This is a genomic window from Mycolicibacterium neoaurum (assembly GCF_036946495.1).
Lineage (GTDB): Bacteria > Actinomycetota > Actinomycetes > Mycobacteriales > Mycobacteriaceae > Mycobacterium > Mycobacterium neoaurum_B.
Map to the genome: position 1 here is coordinate 576,669 of NZ_JAQIIX010000001.1, position 16,962 is coordinate 593,630.

Here is a 16,962-nt window from a genome sequence, read left to right on the forward strand (position 1 = left end):
CGGCCCGCGGGGACTGACCATACCTTCATCTCGTGCAGCGATGCTCGTTCAACCGGGAGCAGCTGAAACTCATCACCCCGACGCCTCCCCACGCAGCGGATTGTCAGCTTCGGGCCATAATGTCGGCATGTGACCGAGGGGCATACGACACGACGGTCGTCGGGTCCGGTTCTGCGCGGCATACTGCTGGACGTCGCCCCGCCGCTGGTCGCCTACTACGGTTTGCGATCCGCGGGGGTGTCCGAATATCTGGCCCTGCTCACCGCGACGCTGCTGGCCGGTGTCAAGGTCGGCTACGACGCGATCCGCGCGCGCCGGTTGGACCCGTTCGCCGGCTACCTGATGCTCAACTTCGGACTGAGCCTGGCCGTCGGACTGGCGACATCGGATGCCCGGATGTTGATGGTGGGCGACACGCTGGTCGGCGGCATCGGGGCGCTGATCTTCCTGGGCAGCTGCGTGATCGGTAAGCCCTTGACCCAGGTTGTCGCCGAGCGCGTCGAGGATGACGACAGCTCCCCCGAACCCGGCGAGGCGGCCTTCAAGCATCGGGTGCACGTTCTGCTCTCCGCAGTATGGGGAGTCGGGCTTCTCGGCGGCACGCTCATCAGCTTGGGCATCATCTTCTCCTTCTCGGTCGACGTCGGGAAGGGACTGAACACCGCCGTGTCGCTGGCCGTGATCGCATTGCTGATCCTGGTGACGCTCATCGTCGCCAAGCGGGCGCGGGCGCGCTGGCAGCTCATGGTCGAGTCGGCGGTTTCCTCCGCCGATCTCCCGGCACCGCCACCCTCGTGTTCGCCCTCAGCGCAGTGACGGTGCGCCGGGAACAACCAGAGACCGCCCTGGGTTGAGTGCATCAGAATCAACTTTGGAGGTTTGATGTCTGAAGCCATCGCAGTCCCGGTCCTGTTCATCAGCGAGCCGATCGTGCTGCCCGGCATGGTGGTGCCCATCGAGCTCGACGAGGCCGCCCGCGCCGCGGTCGATGCCGCGCAGGCCACCGAGACCGGCAAGCTGCTCATCGCACCGCGCCTGGATGACCGCTACCCCACCTACGGGGTACTCGCCTCGATCGTGCAGGTGGGTCGGGTTCCCGGCGGCGGCGCGGCCGCCGTCGTCAAGGGCGAGACCCGCGCGCACATCGGCTCCGGTACCACCGGGCCCGGCGCCGCGCTGTGGGTCGAGGTCGAGTCGATCGCCGATTCAGAAGTCTCCGCGGCGACCAAGGCCCTGGCCGCCGAATACAAGAAACTACTGCTGGCCATGCTGCAACGCCGCGAGGCCTGGCAGATCGTCGACGTCGTCAACAAGATCACCGACCCGTCCGCGCTGGCAGATACGGCCGGCTACGCCTCATACCTGACCGATGTGCAGAAGCGTGAGCTACTGGAGACCGCCGATGTCGAGCGTCGGCTCCGTCTGTTGATCGAATGGACGGGCGAGCACCTGGCCGAGGTCGAGGTCAACGACAAGATCGCCGAGGACGTCCGGGCCGGTATGGACAAGCAGCAGAAGGAATTCCTGCTGCGCCAACAGTTGGCCGCGATCCGCAAGGAACTGGGCGAGCTGGGTCCCGACGGCCAGGAGGGCGACGACGATTACCGGGCCCGCGTGGAGGCAGCCGAGCTGCCGGAGAAGGTCCGCGAGGCCGCATTGCGTGAGGTCGGCAAGCTGGAACGCTCCAGCGATCAGAGTCCCGAGGGCGGCTGGATCCGCACCTGGCTGGACACCGTGCTGGACCTGCCGTGGAATGTCACGACCGAGGACTCGGCCGATCTGAAAGCGGCCCGCGAAATCCTCGACGCCGACCACCACGGCCTGGAAGACGTCAAGGACCGCATCGTCGAGTACCTGGCGGTCCGGGCGCGGCGCGCCCAACGGCACATGTCCGTCGTGGGCGGGCGAGGCTCCGGTGCGGTGATGGTGCTGGCCGGTCCGCCCGGGGTCGGCAAGACCTCGCTGGGTGAGTCGGTGGCGCGGGCGTTGGGCCGCAAGTTCGTTCGCGTCGCCCTCGGCGGTGTGCGCGACGAGGCCGAGATCCGCGGGCACCGGCGCACCTACGTCGGCGCACTGCCCGGCCGCATCGTGCGGGCCATCGGCGAGGCCGGCTCGATGAACCCCGTCGTGCTGCTCGACGAGATCGACAAGGTCGGCTCCGACTATCGGGGCGACCCGTCCTCGGCACTGCTCGAGGTCCTGGATCCCGCGCAGAACCACACGTTCCGCGACCACTACCTGGAGCTGGACCTGGACCTGAGCGATGTGGTGTTCCTGGCGACGGCCAACGTCATCGAGAACATCCCGTCGGCGCTGCTGGACCGCATGGAGTTGATCCAGATCGACGGCTACACCGAGGACGACAAGGTGGCCATCGCGCGGGATTACCTGCTGCCCCGGCAGCGCGACCGCGCGGCACTGACCGCCGAGGAGGTGACTGTCACCGACGCGGCACTGCGCAAGATCGCCGCGGACTACACCCGCGAACCGGGGGTGCGGCAGTTCGAGCGGCTGCTGGCCAAGGCGTTGCGCAAGGCGACCACCAAGCTGGCTGACTCTGACGAGGCATTGACCCTCGATGAGCCAGATCTGGTTGGCTACCTTGGCCGTCCGCGGTTCACTCCGGACTCCGACGAGCGGACCGCGGTGCCAGGCGTGGCAACAGGTCTGGCCGTGACCGGACTCGGTGGCGATGTGCTCTACATCGAGGCCGGCGCGGTCGACGGTGAATCGGGTCTCAAGCTGACCGGTCAGCTCGGCGACGTGATGAAGGAGTCGGCGCAGATCGCGCTGTCGTACGTGCGTGCCCATGCCGAGCAGCTCGGCGTCGATCCGACGGCGCTGGACCGGCAGATCCACGTGCACGTGCCCGCGGGTGCGGTGCCCAAGGACGGCCCGTCGGCAGGCGTGACGATGGTGACAGCCCTGGTCTCCATGGCCACCGGACGGCAGGTCCGCGGTGACGTGGGCATGACCGGCGAGGTGACGCTGAACGGTCGGGTGCTGCCCATCGGCGGTGTGAAGCAGAAACTGCTTGCCGCCCAACGGGCCGGGCTGAAGACCGTCTTCATCCCGCAGCGCAACGAACCCGATCTCGACGAGGTCCCCGAGGAGGTTCTGGCAGCGCTCGATGTCCGGCCGATGACCGATGTCGCCCAGATCATTGCGCTGGCGTTGGAGCCGGCCGCAGAAGGCGCGACGGCCACGGTCGCGGCATAACCTGACGAGCGTGCGTGTTTGTAGGTCCTGACACTCAGCCAACAGACACGCACGCTCGGCAGGAAGAAGGATGATGCCTCGACGCGGTGAACCGCTGCGCAAGCTCGGATTCTTGACCATCGGTCGGTTCGACGCGGCCGATCCGCGTCCAGGTCTGGAGGAAACCCTTCAGGTCATCGAGCTCGCCGAGCAACTCGGGTTCGACAGCGTCTGGCTGCGGTGTCGGCACCTACAACCCGGCATCTCCTCACCCGTTGCGATCATGGCGGCCGCCACCCAGCGCACCTCCCGCATCGAACTCGGTACCGCGGTGATCCCGCTGGGCCTGGAAAACCCACTACGGCTGGCCGAGGACCTGGCCACCGTCGACCTGCTGTCCGGTGGTCGCGTCAATCCCGGCGTGTCGGTGGGAACCCCGATGCTCTACGAGCACTACAAGACGGCGCTGTACCCGGACACCCACGACCGGGAGGACTTCTCCAAGGAACGGGTGCTGCGCCTGGTGCGTGCGCTACGCGGTGACCCGGTCAGCGACTTCTCCGGCACCGTCGGCGTCGAGCAGTTCACCGATTACGTCCAACCGTACTCCCCTGGCCTGGTCGAACGGATCTGGTACGGGGGTGGCCGGGATTCGGCCATCTGGGCCGGCCACCATGGTCTGAACTATCTGACCAGCTCCGTTGTCTCGATCGAGGGAACCGATTCCAGGGACTTCGCCACCATCCAGGCCGAGCACATCGACGCCTACCGGGCCGCGCACACCGGAAACCCGAGGGTTTCACAGGGTTTGGTGGTCATCCCGACTGACAGCGCCACCGATGAACAGGTGCGCCGCTATCGGGACTACGCCGCGGGCCGCTTCGAGCGGACCAAGAGACCCCAAGGTCCGCGCGGCATGCTGTTCTCGCCCGATTATGTCGGCCCCTCCAGCGAACTCGCCGACCTGCTCCATGAGCACGCAGGATTTCAGCGCGCCGACGAGGTGACCTTCGCACTGCCGTTCACCTTCGAGCCGGCCGACTACACCCAGATCATCAGCGACCTGGCCGCCCACCTGGGACCTGCGCTCGGGTGGACCCCTACCGTATGAGCATGGCCGGCAAGACGCACCGCTACGAACTGGACATCACCTGGACCGGTAACACCGGAACCGGCACCAGTGGTTACCGTGCGTACGAGCGCGCACATGAAATCAGCGGGGCCGGCAAGCCGACGATTCCCGGCAGCGCGGATCCGTCCTTCCGCGGTGATCCGCAGCGGTGGAATCCCGAGGAGCTATTGGTCGCGTCCCTGTCCCAGTGCCACATGCTGTGGTTTCTCGCGCTGTGTGCGCAGGAGGGCATCGTCGTCACCGAATACAGTGACCACCCGTCGGGCACGATGGCCGAAACCGAGGATAGCGGTGGGCATTTCACCGAGGTGGTGCTGCGACCGGAGGTGCGGGTCGATGATCCCCGACACCTCGATGCGTTGTCCGCGATCCATGAGCGGGCCCATCACCTGTGCTTCATCGCGAATTCGGTGAATTTCGACGTCCGCTGTGAGCCCGGCGCTGCGTAGGATCTCGGCATGACAGACCTGCTGACCGTCCGGGTGGACCTGCACTGACATGGCCTACGACCGGGATCTTGCCGAGCGCGTGCGGGAGCTTGTCGGCGGAGCCGATGAGCGCAGGATGTTCGGTGGGCTGGCCTTCTTGGTGAACGGGCACATGGCTGTCTGTGTGTCCGGTCAGGGCGGGCTGATGGTGCGGGTGCCCGCCGAGGAGACCGGCGTCCTGCTGGGCCGTGAACATGTCGAGCCGATGGTGATGTCGGGGCGCGAGGTCCGTGGTTGGATCCGGGTGTCGACCGCCGGGATTCCCGACAAACGCAGACTGCGATCCTGGGTGGATCGCGGGATCGCGCATGCGAGGTCACTGCCACCCAAGTAGCCGACGTTTGTGCTGGACCGCCCTGGGTACCTCAACACCGATGTCTGATTCGCAGAACAGAGCCGAGCGGCTGATCCAGCAGGCGGGCACGACGTATGCCGAACAAGCCGGCATCACGCTCAAGGACACCCCTGCCCCGCTGTTTCAGCTGCTGTCGCTGGCAATGCTGGCCAGCAAGCCCATCGGCGCCGATATCGCCACCGCTGCCGCCCGCGAACTCCACGAGGCAGGCCTGCGCACGCCGGAGGCGGTGTTGGATGCCGACCGACGGACGATGATCGACTCTTTCGGACGGGCGCAGTACGCCCGCTACGACGAGAGCTCAGCGACCCGGTTAACCGAACTCGCGGCCCGGGTCCTCGAGCACTACTCCGGTGATCTCCGCGAACTCGCCGAAGCCTCGGGACACGACGTCGCAGCGGCGAAACGGGCTCTGCAGGAGTTCAAAGGGATCGGACCCATCGGCGCGGACATCTTCCTGCGCGAGGTGCAGGACGTATGGCCATGGGTGCGCCCCTACTTCGACGACCGTGCGATCGAAGCCGCCCGTGACCTGGGTCTGCCGGATGACCCGGAAGGTCTGCACCGATTGGCACCGCGCAGGTCGGCCCGGCTGGCCGCGGCCCTGGTGCGGGTGTCCCTCGACGACGAATTACGCGACACCCTCGGTCCCGCAACCACGGAGTAGACATGACCACACCCAGCTATCTGATCATCGGCGGCGGATTGGCCGGCGCCAAAGCCGCTGAAGCGTTGCGCGACAGCGACTTCGATGGTGACATCATCCTGTTCGGCGCCGAATCCGCGCTTCCCTATGAACGGCCACCGTTGTCCAAGGACTACCTGCTGGGCAAGGCCGCACCGCCCGATTTCACTGTGCAGGATGCGGATTGGTATCGCGAACACGATGTGCAGCTGCGGCTGGGTACCGAGGTCACCACCATCGACAGAGCCGCGCACGCGGTCGCCTTCGACGACGGCCGACATGAGCACTACGACAAACTGTTGTTGGCCACCGGATCACGGCCGCGCCGGTTGGACATCCCCGGTGCCGATGCCGATGGCGTGCACATGCTGCGTACTGTCTCCGATGCCGACGCCCTACTGTCGGCCCTGCAGCACGGGCAGCGACTGGCCGTCATCGGCGCGGGCTGGATAGGCCTGGAGGTCGCCGCCGCCGCACGGTCCCGGGATGTGGCTGTCACCGTGGTCGAGAGCGCGGCATTGCCATTGCTGGGGGCGCTCGGCCGGGAGAACGCCGAGGTGTTCGCCGACCTGCACACCGAGCACGGCGTCGACTTCCGGTTCGGCGCGACCGTCGAGGGAATCACCACCACTGCCGGTGGACCGGCCTCCGGGTTGCGCCTCGGCGACGGTTCCACGGTGCCCGCCGACGCGGTTCTGATTGCCGTGGGTGCGCAACCCAATCTCGAGCTGGCCGAACGCGCAGGCCTGGACATCGCCGACGGCGGGTTGGCGGTGGACGCCTCGCTGCAAACCAGCGACGCGGACATCTATGCCGTCGGTGACATCGTCGCGGCTCAACATCCGCTGTACGGCAGCAGGATTCGCACAGAACACTGGGCCACCGCCAAGAAACAACCCCTCGTCGCCGTCGCCGGTATGCTGGGCAAGCCGGGCGTCTATGACGAGCTGCCCTACTTCTACACCGACCAGTACGACCTGGGCATGGAGTATGTGGGTCACGCACCCGATTACGAGGACGTGGTCTTCCGTGGCGATGTCGAGGGTCGCGAGTACACCTCGTTCTGGCTGGGCAAGAAGGACCGCGTGCTGGCCGGGATGAACGTCAACATCTGGGAGGGCCTCGATGACATCAAAGCCCTCATCCGATCCGGTGCGAAGATCGACCGGCAGAAGCTCGCCGACCCGAAGGTCCCGCTCGCCGAGCTGATCGACTGACCGTGAATAGGCACGGAAAGGCACAGATAGGCATAAATGGGCACCGATAGGGTGGTCGGCATGTCCTCCACCCCAGTCACCGTCGCCGTCACCGGCGCCGCAGGCCAGATCGGCTACGCGGCGCTGTTCCGGATAGCCGCAGGCGCGATGCTTGGTCATGACACGCCGGTCACGCTTCGACTGGTCGAGCTGCCCGATGCGGTGCGCGCCGCCGAGGGCGTGGTGATGGAACTCGATGACGGCGCATTCCCACTGCTGGCGGGCACCGAGATCTACGACGACCCGGCGCGTGCCTTCGACGGGGTGGATGTCGCGCTGCTCATCGGTGCCCGGCCGCGGACCACGGGCATGGAACGAGCCGACCTGCTCGGTGCCAATGCGCAGATCTTCGCCAACGCCGGCGCTGCACTCAATGCCGGTGCGTCCAGCGATGTACGGGTGCTCGTCGTCGGGAATCCCGCCAACACGAATGCCCTGGTGGCATCGGCGCACGCACCCGATATCCCGCGTGACCGATTCACCGCCCTGACCCGCCTCGATCACAACCGGGCCGTCGCCGCGATGGCAAGGCATGCGCGAGTGCCGGTCACCGAGATCAGCCGGATGACCATCTGGGGCAACCACTCCCCGACGCAGTATCCCGATATCTTCCACGCCGTGGTGGGTGGCCGGTCCGGAGCCGACTACGCCGCCGATACCCATTGGCTTGCCGACGATTTCATCCCGACGGTGGCTCGTCGCGGCACCGCGATCATCGAAGCCCGCGGCGCCAGCTCAGCGGCCTCGGCCGCCAACGGGGCCATCGACCATATCGACGACTGGGTGCACGGCACCCCGGCCGATGATTGGACCTCGGTGGCACTGCCGTCGCCGGGTGCCTATGGCATCGACGAAGGTCTGGTGTCCTCATTCCCGTGCCGGTCGGTCGACGGCCGTTGGGAGATCGTCGAGGGACTCGATGTCAACGCGTTCTCCCGCGCCCGGATCGACGCCTCGGTAGCCGAACTACGCGAGGAGCGCGACGCCGTCGCGGCACTGGGCCTGCTGTAGGTCAGCCCAACGTCGCCGTGCCGTCGGCGTGCACGGTGACCTTCGCCCCGGCGATGTCCTCGGCCACGCTGGCCTGCGCCTCGGAGCGGTCGGTGAGCACCGCCAGGGAGCGGGTGTCGGCGGGGGTGCGCACCGCCAGGAACGCCTTCTCCGGCGCGCCCTCACGGTCGAACGGGGTCGTCCACGTCTCCACCGTGCCGACGCCGGACCACTCGACCTCGGCGGCCCGGGTGGGTTCGGCGTCCACCTTCGGCTGCACGTCCTCCCAACGGAATTCGTGACTCGGCGGCTCGGTCCCGTACACCCCGAAGCTGTGCTTGGTGAGATATCCGCCGTTGGCGGTGATCAGGCCCCGGCTGCCCGGTTCGGCGATCAGCCGCTCGGCCATCGTCGCGATCGAATGTGTCACATAGTTGTTCCACGGTCCGCCGGCAAAGGTCAGCCCACCGGTGACGGTCAGCGGCCGGCGCGGGTCATCGAGCGCCAGTCCGAGTTCGTTGGCCGCGACCTGGACCGCCGACGGGAAGCAGGAGTAGACGTCGACCAACGCGATATCGGCGAGATCGGTCTGCGCCAGCTCCAGCGCGGTCCTTCCACCGATCCGAATGGCCGGTGAGCCGTGGAACTCGGCGCGATGGCTGATCTCGTAGGTGTCGTGCGCGTCGGTGCCGGCGTACGGGAAAACCCAACGCTCGGTGGGAATCTGAAGGTAGGTCGCCTTCTCTGCGGACATCAGGATCAGTGCGGCACCCTGGTCGACCATATTGTTCGAGTTCATCAGCTTGGTGTAGGGCGTGCTGATCATCCGGTTCTTCGGTCCCGGGTTGGCGATCTCGTCGGCGGACAACGCTTGCTGGTTCCAGGCGTGCGGATTGGTCGCCGCGACGGCGCTGAAGCGCGACCACAGTTCGCCGATGCGGCGCTGGTGCTCGGCCGGCGCGGTGCCGGCCGCGATGCGCAACGCCTGCTCGAACATCGGGTACACGAATGACGGCCGGTCCAGATGGATGCGCAGCTCGCCGGGCCCGGCCAGCGCGAATTCGTCATCGGATCCCGGCGCCAACGGCACCGACTCGTCCTGCTTTGTGCCGGTGAGCTTTTCCCCGCGGGCCCGCAACCGGGTCCGGCTGCGCCATGTTTCACCGCCACTGATCAGGACCACATCGTTGCGTCCCTGCTGGATGTCGAGGCACGCCTGGTTGACCAGCGACTGCGGCACGTTGCCGCCGATCGGGGTGTAGCGGGTGGCCGCCGATGCCGCACCGATGCGTTGCGCCAACAGCAGACCGGGATCGCGATATCGCCAGGACAGCAGGTTGACGATTCGCACCGAGTCGACGGCGGCGAGCACGCGCGGATCGGCGGCGGCGCGCGCGGCGGTCTCCATGAGGTCAACGGGCTCCGTCGTCGCGCTCTCCTCGCGCTGGTTCGTCTGTCCGAAACCGACGAGCACCGGGGTCCTGGGATCGATGGTCATGCGTGCATTCCTCTCCACGAGCGTGCGGAAAATTCGGGGCGGGGGCGGGGTGTCGGGGTGCAGACACGCACGCTCGCCGGGGTGGTGGCGGGTCAGGCGGGGCCGACGCGGTAGATCGACTTGAGCACCTGATAGGCGGCCAATCCCTCAGGTCCGAGTTCGCGGCCCAGCCCGCTGGCCTTGACGCCACCGAAGGGTGCGTTCACATCGAGTTGGTACTCGTTGACGCCGATGGTGCCGGTGTGGACCGCGCGCGCGATATCGGTGGCACGTTCGACATCCTGCGACCACACCGTGCCACCGAGGCCGAACTCGCTGTCGTTGGCGATATCGATCGCCTCCTGATCCGAGCCGTACGGGATCACCGTCAGCACCGGGCCGAAGATCTCCTCCTGGGCGATGCGGGCCGAGTTGTCGACATCGGCGAAAACCGTCGGTGCGACGAACCAGCCTTGCGGTTGGTCGGCCGGAACCGCGCCGCCGGCAACCAGTTTGCCCTCGGATCGGCCCACTTCGATGTAATCAAGTACCCGCTGCTGCTGGCGCTTGCTCACCAGCGGTCCGATATCGGTGGACTTCTGCAGAGGGTCACCGACCACCAGTCCGTCGGCGAGAGCGGCGATGGCGTCGACCACCTCTCCGTAACGCGAACGAGGGGCCAGGATCCGCGAACTCAGGTGACACGTCTGACCGTTGTTCACGAACGAAGCAGAACGTAGACCTTTCACGGTGGCATCCAGGTTGGCGTCGTCGAGGATGATGGCTGCCGACTTGCCACCCAATTCGAGCGTGACCGGCCGCAGCAGCCGGCCGCACAGCTCGGCGATGGTCCGCCCGGCGGCGGTCGAACCGGTGAAGGCGACCTTGTCCACCCCAGGGTGTGCCACCAGGTGTGCGCCGGCCTGCGGCCCGCCGGCCAACACGTTGAGCACGCCGGCAGGTAGGCCGGCCTCGTGTGCGGCCTCGGCGAACACCAGTGCGTCCAGCGCGGTTTCGGGGGCGGCCTTGAGCACCATGGTGCACCCGGCGGCCAGCGCCGGCGCGATCTTCATCGCGGCCAGGGCCTGCGGATAATTCCACGGGGTGATCGCCGCGACCACCCCGACCGGTTCACGGCGCACGATGGTGTGTCCGATGGCCGCGGTGCGGGTCTCCTCATCGGCACCGTGTTCGACGAGGTCGGCGTAGTAACGCAGCAGCAGCGCCGGGTACAGCCCGTTGGCGCCCTTGGACAACCGGATGGGCATCCCGTTCTCGCGCGAACACAGTGTGTGGGTCTCGGGACCGCGCTGTTGCAGGGCATCGGCAAAGCGCCGCAGTGTCGCCGCACGTTCGGCAGCCGGGGTCTGCCGCCATCCGGTCAGCGCGGAGCGCGCTGCGGCCACCGCGGCGTCGACCTCGGATTCGGTTGCCGCCGAACCCAACCCGAGCTGCTGCTCGGTGGCGGCCTCGATGACCGGGGTCGACTGCGACGCCGGCCGGAACTCGCCGTCGATGAAGATGGTTGCGGTGGTCATGTCGCGGTCCTCTGGTCGGTGGGGGTGGCGGCAGCTGATGCGGTCTCGAAGAGCACACCCTCGGCGATCAACCGATCGATATCGGAGATGTCCAGTCCGAGTGCGCGGTGCGCGATATCGCGGGTGTGCTCCCCCGCCGTAGGCGCCGGCCGCAGCTCACCCCGCGGGATCCGCCGATACGGGGCGGGACCGGTCTCGCTGGGCATGGGTTCGTCGAACAGCGGATGTTCCAGATCCGCGTAGAGCGAGCGGAATTGCAGCTGCACATCATCGAGGACGTCGGCCGGACGATTCATCGGGCCGGCCGGGACGCCGGCCTGCTGCAGCTGCTCGGTGAGCTCGTGCTTGTCACGCCCACTGGTGTAGGCGCCCAGGATGGCCGTCAGCGCGGCGGCCCCGGAGGGCAGGTCGATGCCGATGAGGGCGGCCAGCGTGTCGCGATCGGCCTGATTGCGCACCGAGATGACGCACCACTCGTCCTCGCCTGCACAGGGGCATACCGCGTGCACGGCAGGATCCTCGGTGAGTTCCAGCCCGGACTGGGCGGCCGCCTCGGCGACGTAGGCCACCGCGAGCTGGTTGATCGCGACCTCGGCCTGCGAGATGTGCACATGCGCCCCGGTTCCGGTGCGTTCGCGGCCGATCAGCGCGGCAAGGGTCGCGATCGCGGTGATCCTGGCGGCGACGTGATCGGGAAAGACCGTGGTGGCATCGAAGAACTCTGCAGAAGTGTTCCCGCGGCCCCCGGGTGCCCGCCAGAGCCGCGTGACGCCGGTGGTGGCCCGCACCAGCGGCCCATAACCCATCTGGGCACTCCACGGCCCCGCGTCGCCGAACGCGCTGCTTTCCGCCAGCACCAGCCGCGGGTTGATCTGCCGGAGCTTCTCGAATGAGAAGCCGAGCCCGGCAAGGGTTCCCGGTTTGAAGTTGGCGAATACCAGATCGGTCCGACCGATCAACTTGGCGAAGATCTCCGCACCTTCGGTACTGCGCAGATCGACACCGAAGCTCAGTTCATTGCGGTGGGTCAGCGCCCAGGAGGCACTCATGGCCTGCCCCGGGGCGGTCTGACGCAGCCCGTCGGGATAGGCGGCGCTTTCCACCTTCACCACCCGCGCGCCGAGATCGGCGAACAGCCGCCCCAGTTCGCCTCCGGCGACGATGACCCCGAGGTCCAGGATGCGCAGGCCGTCGAACGGCCGCACGCCCTGCTTCTGCGGGCGCCCCAGCGGATTGGGCGCACCCAGCCACTGCGCCGCGGCGTCCTGCACGACGGGCCGGCTCAGCCCGCGATGATGCCCGTCGACGACGAAAGGTCCCACCGGCACGGTCACCGACGCGTCGGCGTCCACCGGCAGTGATGCCAGGGCTCCGACGGTCCGGAGATGATCGGAGGCCAGCGCCTCGGCCGGCGTCTGCACCGCAGCGATCGGCACGCCGCGCGATTGCCCGTGCTGCACCAGTTCGGCCATCGTGTGCTCGGCGAACAGGGCGCCGATCAGCGCGTTGAGCTGTTCGGTGGCGGCGAACCGGGCGGCGATCGAGTCGAACTCGGGGTCGGCGAACTCCGCGGGCTCGCCGAGCCAGGCCCGCATCCCGCGCCACTGCCGCGGTGACAGCAGGCAGATGCGGACGTAACCGTCGCGGCACCGGAACGTCGGGTAGATCTGCTGGTTGCGCGGGCGTCCACGCCATCCGCCGGAACGTTTGAGGCCCGCCGCGGCCTGCCCCTGAGAGCCGAAGGGCGGATCGAGGGCTTGGACGACCGCCTCGAACCGGGAGAAGTCGATGTACTCTCCGCCGCCGTGCCGGAGGCGGTGGTAGTAGGCGGCCAGCACCGCCCAGGCGGCCTGCGCGGCGGCGGTCGCCGACGCGATGCCGACCGGCGGAAGGACCGGGGTACCGGTGGCGGGTCCGGAGCGCGACAAGGCCGTCGACATCGCGTAGAAGACCGCGTCGGTACCGCGCCAGTCCCGGTAGGGCCCATCGGCACCGAAGTCGGTGATAGTCATCGCCACGAGCTCGTGATGACGATCGGCCAGTTCGGCGGCGGTGGCGCCGAAAGCGGCGGCGAGGTCACGGTCGGCCACCAGGATGTCCGCACCAGCGACCAGTTCGTGGAACCGGTCGCGATCGGCGTCGGCGGCCGGATCCAGCGGCACACACCTCTTGTTGGCATTGTCCAGCGTGTACGGGACGCTGAGGGATCCCACCAGTGGCGGTGCCAGCCTGTCGTCACGACCGGCGGGCAGGTCGATCTTGATCACATCGGCCCCGAGATCGGCGAGCAGTCGGGTGACCGCCGATCCATCGGGTCCGGCGGCATCGACAACGCGGACTCCGTCGAGCAGCACCTGCCCCGCTGTCACAAGATCTTCTTCCGCACGACCGACACCATAGCGTGTCAGTTCGCTAACTTAGGTAGACAACACCAGCACGTACACTGACAAGCGATGTCTGACGCCGGCGCGGTGGTTTCACCGATCGATTCGCCTGCCCACCCGCTGGTTGGGCAGCTTTCCGCGTTGCAGCGATTCCGGGTCTACATCGACGTGGGGATCGTCGTCGCCGTACTGGTGGCCACCAATCTCATCGCCCATTTCACCACCCCGTGGGCCAATGTCGCGATCGTCCCCGCCGCCGCCGTAGGCCTGGTGATCCTGGTGCGCTCGCGAGGGTTGGGCTGGACGGAACTGGGACTCGGCCGCCAACAGTGGCGCTCGGGCGCCGGCTATGCACTGGCCGCCGTCGGTGTCGTGCTCGCCGTCATCGCGATCGGTGTCGCGTTGCCGTGGACGCGACCGATGTTCCTGAACAATCACTACGCCACAGTGTCCGGTGCCCTCGTCGCGTCGATGGTGATCATCCCGCTGCAGACCGTCATCCCCGAGGAACTCGCCTTCCGAGGTGTCCTACACGGCGCATTGGACCGCGCCTGGGGATTTCGTGGCGTCGCAGCGGCCGGATCGCTGCTGTTCGGCCTCTGGCACATTGCCAGCTCGTTCGGATTGACCAGTGGCAATGTCGGTTTCACCCGCATCCTCGGCGGCGGCGTGTTCGGCATGGTCGCAGGCATCGTCGGCGCCGTGATCGTCACCGGCGCCGCGGGTTTCGTCTTCACCTGGCTGCGGCGCCGCAGCGGCAGCCTCATCGCACCGATCGCGCTGCACTGGTCACTCAACGGGATGGGTGCGTTGGCGGCGGCGCTGGTGTGGCACGCCTCCACCTGAACACGGTCAGCCCGCGTTCTCCAGGTCGACCGGAAACAGGCAGCTGTCGGCCAGCTCGTCGAGGGACACCGGCAGCACCCGCGCCAGCGCGGCAACGGTGGTGAATGCCGGGGTCGCCAGCCGCCCCGTCTCGATCTTGCGCAAGGTCTCCGGTGAGATCCCGGCCGACGCGGCCACTTCCGCCAGCGTCCGTTCACCGCGGGCCTGGCGGAGGCGCTCGCCGATGCGTTTACCGGCGGCGAGCTGTTCGGCGGTCAACGGAAGGCGCACCATGCGGCCAGCCTAGCGCTCCCGGTATGAAAATACCGACAGCGTCGGCTACCGTGAGCACAAGTCGGTATTTTCATACCGGCATCGACGATCACGGTGAGGTACCGACGAACATGGTGGAACTGAAGACAACGCAGGAAGTCGACGCGATGGCGGTCACCGGGGCGTTCATCGCCACCCTTCTCGATGATCTCGCCGACCGCGCTCGGCCCGGGGTGAATCTCCTCGACCTCGAGAAGCGCGCCCGGGATCTCATCGCCGAGCGTGGCGCGCAATCCTGCTATTGGGATTACGCGCCGTCGTTCGGCCGCGGACCGTTCCGCAATGTCATCTGCCTGTCGGTCAACGACGCGGTGCTGCACGGCCTTCCGCACGACTACACACTCGCCGACGGCGACCTGCTGACGATGGACATTGCCGTATCGATCGATGGTTGGGTGGCCGACTCGGCTCGCAGCATCATCGTCGGCAGCCCGAGGGCCGAGGATCTGAGGCTCATCGAGGCCACCGAAAGCGCACTCGCCGCCGGTATCGCCCAGGCCCAGCCGGGGAACCGACTCGGCGACATCTCCGCGGCCATCGGGAACGTCGCGGCCGACTACGGCTACCGGGTGAACACGGACTTCGGCGGGCATGGGTTGGGACGCACCATGCACGAGGACCCTCACGTGCCCAACATCGGTCGGGCCGGCCGCGGGATGACGCTGCGTCCCGGCCTAACCTTGGCCTTGGAGCCGTGGTTGGCCGCCGGCACCGACCGGATCGTCTACGACCCGGACGGTTGGACCATTCGGTCCGCCGACGGCTCCCGGACCGCACACAGTGAACACACCATCGCCATCACCGATGGCGCACCCCGGGTGCTCACCGCGCGCGCCTGAGACGGCTACGACTTCTTGGTGACGAGTCCGACGATCCACAACAGGATCACCGAGCCCAGCACCGCGGTGAACAACGTGAACCACCATCCGCCGCCGGCGGTGTCGAGGAAGAAGCTGAGCAGAAAACCGCCGATGAGGGCACCGACGATGCCGATGACGATGTTCATCAGGATCCCGGACCCGGTGCCCTTGACGATCTTTCCGGCGATCCAGCCGGCGATCGCGCCGATGATGATGTAACCGATCCACCCGACGCTCGTCTGGGTGGTCGAGCGGGCCAGAACTTCCGTTGCCGCCAGCATGTCCATATCAACACTCCTGCCTCGATACCCCGGATGGGCTCCCGTAGCGGGATGCTCGGCCCCTTCAAGCCGCGCTGCCTTCCGGTGTACCCCGGTCAGGTGACGATCACGCCCCCAAAATGGGCACGATCGTGCCAAAGCGCGCAGACATCAGGCGGGCGGCAGCATCCCGGGAGCGGAGTTCGGATCCACCGGGACCGGTACACCCACCGCCGGGCGCGGAGGCGGGGCATTCGGATCCGGCGGGGGCGCGTTCGGGTCCGGCGGCGGCGGAGGCGCGTTGGGGTCCGGCGGCGGCGGAGGCGGGGGCGGCGACCAGGGCCGGATCGACTGGGCGAGATTCACGGCCGCAGCCTTGTCGACCGGGTTGTTGGCCGTGCCCAGCCACACCACGAACCAACGCTCGGGAGCGCGCTGCCCACGGGTGCCCGCGGCCACCGGCGTGCCGACCACCCCGGACCAGATCTGGCCGTTGGGCTTGTTGGTATCGGTGAACTTGACCTCGTAGTACGACGCGGATCCGGTGAGATCGCCCGCGGTCAGCGGGGTACTTTCCTGGCCGAGCCGGGTCCCGGGGAACGGCATGAAGAACTCACCCATATCCGAGGCCAACCGGGTTGCGGCCTTGGCGTTGTCGGCCTCCGAACCGGCGAAGAGCTTCAGGTCGAGCCTGCCGAGAAGCACGCTGGTGTCGTTGGCTGGCTGTTCCGTTCCGGCCGGCGGAATCTTGGTCAGCAGCGCCTGCCCGTAGGACAGCTGGGTGGCGTCGGCGACCTTCCAGCCCTCGGGCACGACATAGCTGAAACCACCCGCCGCATTGTCGACCCGCCCCGGCTCGGGCGCGGGAGGCGGCGGCGGGGCATTCGGGTCGACCGGCGGTGCATTCGGATCGGCCGGTGGTGGTGGCACACCGGGCGGAAGAGGTGCGGGCGGCGCCGGTGCGGGCGCCGCAGGCTGGGCCGGATCGGCGGGAACGGGAGAAGGCGGAGCCGGAACCGGCTCGGCATGCGACACCGCGACCGGCAGTGTCAGCGCGGCCGCTGTCGCACCGGCGGCCGCAGCCGCCAGCAATCCGGCGGTGCGGCGCCTGCGGTGTGAGGAATTCACGTCCGACTGATCCATGGAGAAGAAAATACCGTGTTACAGCCGTGACGCAAGTG

The 16,962-nt window shown here is 67.7% G+C and carries 16 protein-coding genes; 10 read left to right on the top strand and 6 right to left on the bottom strand.

From position 1 onward, the window contains the following. Window positions 1–129 precede the first annotated feature (129 nt). The 8 genes from PGN27_RS02625 to PGN27_RS02660 all read left to right on the top strand — a co-directional run bounded on the left by PGN27_RS02625 (window position 130) and on the right by PGN27_RS02660 (window position 8,125). Window positions 130–816, top strand: a complete 687-nt coding sequence (locus PGN27_RS02625; protein ID WP_335324694.1) for a VC0807 family protein — start codon at window positions 130–132, stop codon at window positions 814–816. Between the two features lie 66 nt (window positions 817–882). Continuing rightward, window positions 883–3,219, top strand: a complete 2,337-nt coding sequence (gene lon / locus PGN27_RS02630) for an endopeptidase La (RefSeq protein ID WP_335324695.1) — start codon at window positions 883–885, stop codon at window positions 3,217–3,219. A 73-nt stretch (window positions 3,220–3,292) separates the two neighbouring features. Next, the gene (locus PGN27_RS02635; RefSeq protein ID WP_335325202.1) at window positions 3,293–4,309 is read left to right on the top strand and encodes an LLM class flavin-dependent oxidoreductase; all 1,017 of its coding nucleotides are present in this window, start codon (window positions 3,293–3,295) and stop codon (window positions 4,307–4,309) included. Further along, the gene (locus tag PGN27_RS02640) at window positions 4,306–4,779 is read left to right on the top strand and encodes an OsmC family protein (RefSeq protein WP_418888547.1); all 474 of its coding nucleotides are present in this window, start codon (window positions 4,306–4,308) and stop codon (window positions 4,777–4,779) included. The genes PGN27_RS02635 and PGN27_RS02640 overlap by 4 nt, the downstream gene beginning before the upstream one ends. 49 nt (window positions 4,780–4,828) lie before the next feature. Beyond that, window positions 4,829–5,152 (top strand): TfoX/Sxy family protein, encoded by a 324-nt coding sequence (locus PGN27_RS02645; RefSeq protein ID WP_335324697.1) that lies wholly within the window; start codon window positions 4,829–4,831, stop codon window positions 5,150–5,152. A gap of 40 nt (window positions 5,153–5,192) precedes the next feature. Beyond that, a complete protein-coding gene (locus PGN27_RS02650) occupies window positions 5,193–5,840 on the top strand; it encodes a DNA glycosylase family protein (RefSeq protein ID WP_335324698.1) in 648 nt (215 codons plus the stop codon). Between the two features lie 2 nt (window positions 5,841–5,842). Beyond that, entirely contained in the window at window positions 5,843–7,075 is a 1,233-nt protein-coding gene (locus PGN27_RS02655; protein WP_335324699.1) for an NAD(P)/FAD-dependent oxidoreductase, read from the top strand. A gap of 60 nt (window positions 7,076–7,135) precedes the next feature. Beyond that, entirely contained in the window at window positions 7,136–8,125 is a 990-nt protein-coding gene (locus PGN27_RS02660; protein WP_335324700.1) for a malate dehydrogenase, read from the top strand. A 1-nt stretch (window position 8,126) separates the two neighbouring features. Here PGN27_RS02660 and PGN27_RS02665 read toward each other — a convergent pair whose 3' ends face one another. The 3 genes from PGN27_RS02665 to PGN27_RS02675 form a co-directional block, all read right to left on the bottom strand. Continuing rightward, window positions 8,127–9,602, bottom strand: coding sequence for an acetyl-CoA acetyltransferase (locus PGN27_RS02665; protein WP_335324701.1), 1,476 nt, complete (start codon window positions 9,600–9,602; stop codon window positions 8,127–8,129). 92 nt (window positions 9,603–9,694) lie between these two features. Then, on the bottom strand, window positions 9,695–11,119 hold the full coding sequence (locus tag PGN27_RS02670) for an aldehyde dehydrogenase (RefSeq protein WP_335324702.1): 1,425 nt from the start codon (window positions 11,117–11,119) through the stop codon (window positions 9,695–9,697). Continuing rightward, window positions 11,116–13,488, bottom strand: a complete 2,373-nt coding sequence (locus PGN27_RS02675; RefSeq protein ID WP_335324703.1) for a CaiB/BaiF CoA-transferase family protein — start codon at window positions 13,486–13,488, stop codon at window positions 11,116–11,118. Before PGN27_RS02675 ends, PGN27_RS02670 begins: the two co-directional genes overlap by 4 nt. An 84-nt stretch (window positions 13,489–13,572) precedes the next feature. Here PGN27_RS02675 and PGN27_RS02680 point away from each other — a divergent pair, with 84 nt between their 5' ends. Continuing rightward, the gene (locus PGN27_RS02680) at window positions 13,573–14,349 is read left to right on the top strand and encodes a CPBP family intramembrane glutamic endopeptidase (protein WP_335324704.1); all 777 of its coding nucleotides are present in this window, start codon (window positions 13,573–13,575) and stop codon (window positions 14,347–14,349) included. Between the two features lie 6 nt (window positions 14,350–14,355). Here the strand turns inward: PGN27_RS02680 and PGN27_RS02685 are convergent, their stop codons facing one another. Then, a complete protein-coding gene (locus PGN27_RS02685; protein ID WP_335324705.1) occupies window positions 14,356–14,622 on the bottom strand; it encodes a helix-turn-helix domain-containing protein in 267 nt (88 codons plus the stop codon). 110 nt (window positions 14,623–14,732) lie between these two features. Here PGN27_RS02685 and map point away from each other — a divergent pair, with 110 nt between their 5' ends. Then, complete coding sequence (gene map / locus PGN27_RS02690) at window positions 14,733–15,500, top strand: type I methionyl aminopeptidase (protein WP_335325203.1); 768 nt, start codon at window positions 14,733–14,735, stop codon at window positions 15,498–15,500. Between the two features lie 5 nt (window positions 15,501–15,505). Here map and PGN27_RS02695 read toward each other — a convergent pair whose 3' ends face one another. Next, on the bottom strand, window positions 15,506–15,808 hold the full coding sequence (locus PGN27_RS02695) for a GlsB/YeaQ/YmgE family stress response membrane protein (RefSeq protein ID WP_335324706.1): 303 nt from the start codon (window positions 15,806–15,808) through the stop codon (window positions 15,506–15,508). Window positions 15,809–15,952: 144 nt separating this feature from the next. Beyond that, entirely contained in the window at window positions 15,953–16,924 is a 972-nt protein-coding gene (locus PGN27_RS02700) for an alanine and proline-rich secreted protein Apa (protein WP_335324707.1), read from the bottom strand. Between the last annotated feature and the right edge of the window lie 38 nt (window positions 16,925–16,962).

Coding starts and splice junctions, on each gene's coding strand:
- PGN27_RS02650 (WP_335324698.1), top strand. CDS start 5,193: ATGTCTGATTCGCAGAACAGAGCCGAGCGGCTGATCCAGCAGGCGGGC.
- PGN27_RS02645 (WP_335324697.1), top strand. CDS start 4,829: ATGGCCTACGACCGGGATCTTGCCGAGCGCGTGCGGGAGCTTGTCGGC.
- PGN27_RS02695 (WP_335324706.1), bottom strand. CDS start 15,808: ATGGACATGCTGGCGGCAACGGAAGTTCTGGCCCGCTCGACCACCCAG.
- PGN27_RS02635 (WP_335325202.1), top strand. CDS start 3,293: ATGCCTCGACGCGGTGAACCGCTGCGCAAGCTCGGATTCTTGACCATC.
- PGN27_RS02700 (WP_335324707.1), bottom strand. CDS start 16,924: ATGGATCAGTCGGACGTGAATTCCTCACACCGCAGGCGCCGCACCGCC.
- PGN27_RS02660 (WP_335324700.1), top strand. CDS start 7,136: ATGTCCTCCACCCCAGTCACCGTCGCCGTCACCGGCGCCGCAGGCCAG.
- PGN27_RS02640 (WP_418888547.1), top strand. CDS start 4,306: ATGAGCATGGCCGGCAAGACGCACCGCTACGAACTGGACATCACCTGG.
- PGN27_RS02680 (WP_335324704.1), top strand. CDS start 13,573: ATGTCTGACGCCGGCGCGGTGGTTTCACCGATCGATTCGCCTGCCCAC.
- lon (WP_335324695.1), top strand. CDS start 883: ATGTCTGAAGCCATCGCAGTCCCGGTCCTGTTCATCAGCGAGCCGATC.
- map (WP_335325203.1), top strand. CDS start 14,733: ATGGTGGAACTGAAGACAACGCAGGAAGTCGACGCGATGGCGGTCACC.
- PGN27_RS02665 (WP_335324701.1), bottom strand. CDS start 9,602: ATGACCATCGATCCCAGGACCCCGGTGCTCGTCGGTTTCGGACAGACG.
- PGN27_RS02670 (WP_335324702.1), bottom strand. CDS start 11,119: ATGACCACCGCAACCATCTTCATCGACGGCGAGTTCCGGCCGGCGTCG.
- PGN27_RS02685 (WP_335324705.1), bottom strand. CDS start 14,622: ATGGTGCGCCTTCCGTTGACCGCCGAACAGCTCGCCGCCGGTAAACGC.
- PGN27_RS02655 (WP_335324699.1), top strand. CDS start 5,843: ATGACCACACCCAGCTATCTGATCATCGGCGGCGGATTGGCCGGCGCC.